Consider the following 1,685-nt stretch of genomic DNA (forward strand, 5'->3'; position numbering starts at 1 on the left):
GGCCCGCTCCCAGACCGTGGGCACGCCCGATCCAAAGGAGGACACCACCACCAGCACGCCAGCAATCACCACCGCCGCCTGACCAACGAAGAATCACCGGCGGCCGACCTCGTCACGTACACCACTCAGCTGGGCTTGACCGACGAGGTGCGGGAACAGCTGCGGCGGGTGATGTCCCGGATCACGTCGCAGACCAAGCACTACCAGCTCGAACACGACCAGGACCCGCCCACCGCCCTGCGCGAGCAGCACGACCTGGCGTTGCAGGTGGAGGCGGAACTGTCCGGCACCCAGGACCTCTCGGCCAGCCGCGCCCGCGGGTGGTGGCGCCTCGCCGTCTCCGGAATGTCGGAGGCCGAGTGCTTGGAGAACGTGGAACGGGTCGTGACGGCGTATGCGCGGCGGGTGCAGGTCGAGCACACCTACGGGCAGCACGACCTGGCCCGGGAGTTCCCGCCCGGTGAACCGGTCCGGATCCGCGCGCACCGCCGCGACCTCCCGGTCCGGACCGTCGCCGCCGGCGGCGCCGCGATCACGTCGACGGCGGGTGATCGGACCGGGTGGAACATCGCCCGCGCGGTACTGGATGGGCGGACCCCGGTGATGTACGACCTGTGGGCCAACATGGAACGGTTCGACGTCGCCGGCTACTACCCGATCGTCGCCGGCCTCGGCGGCGGCAAGTCCACCCTGATCGGCGTCGTCATCGGCAAGACCGGCGCCGCCGGCATCCCCTGGACCTGCGTCGACCCCGCCGGCCGCCTCGGCCGACTCGCCCGGACCGCACCCCTGCGGGGTCATGCGCGGGCGTTGGACCTGGTCAACGGGCACCCCGGCTCCCTCAACACGTACCGGCTGGTCGCCGAACCCCACCCCGGCGACTTCACCATCCATGATCTGGCCGACCTGGAAGACGCCGACCTGGCAGCGTTGGGTGTCGACGCCGCCGACCTCGGCGCTGTGATGCTGGACGATCTCGACCAGGACCTGGTGAAAGGGCTGCGGGACCGGTGGCTGGGCCGCGCCAGGGTGCGGGCGCAGGCCGCCCGACGACGCTTGACGGTCGACTCCCTGACCCAGGTGTTGCCGGCGTCCCTGGTGGTCCGCGGGGACCAGGCGCCGCACGTCACGACGGAACTGCTGCTGGCCGCGACCCTGGTGGATACGGCGGACGGGCCGTTCGCCGGCCGGCCCAAGCACCCCGGGCTGGTGATCGAGGCGCTGCGGCAGTCGCGGACGGAGCATCGGCAGGTCGCGCTGACCACGGCCGACCTGTTGGATTCGATCCGGCACGAACCGCTGCCCTCGCTGCTGTTCCCGGAACGCGACGAGCACGAGGCGGTCGCGTTCGACCGGCAACTGATGTTCTTCTCCACCAAGGGCATCGCCCTGCCCGATCAGCACGTCGGGCAGGAGTACTGGGGCGACGAGGCCCGCCAGGGAGTGGCGATCCTGAACCTCGCGTCGTGGTTGTGCCTGCGCTGGGTCTACGGGCTGCCCGCCGGTCAGCGCAAGGGCGTCGCGCTCGATGAGGTCCATTTTCTCGAGCAGTTGTCGTCGGGACGGCTGATGTTGACGGAGTTCGCCCGCAATACCCGCAAACAGAACCTGGCCGTCCTCGCCGCGAAACAGGAGGAGGCGGCCGGGTCGGACAACGACACCCTGCGCAACTTCGTCGGCGGCGC

The 1,685-nt window shown here is 70.6% G+C and carries 1 protein-coding gene; it reads left to right on the forward strand.

Features of this window, described 5'->3' with window-relative positions:
* Positions 1–135: 135 nt before the first annotated feature.
* The coding region (locus ACOJUF_RS08510) for an ATP-binding protein (RefSeq protein WP_420121429.1) at positions 136–1,685 on the forward strand (1,550 nt) is incomplete at its 3' end.

It is taken from the genome of Nakamurella sp. (genome assembly GCF_048594475.1).
Taxonomy (GTDB): domain Bacteria; phylum Actinomycetota; class Actinomycetes; order Mycobacteriales; family Nakamurellaceae; genus Nakamurella.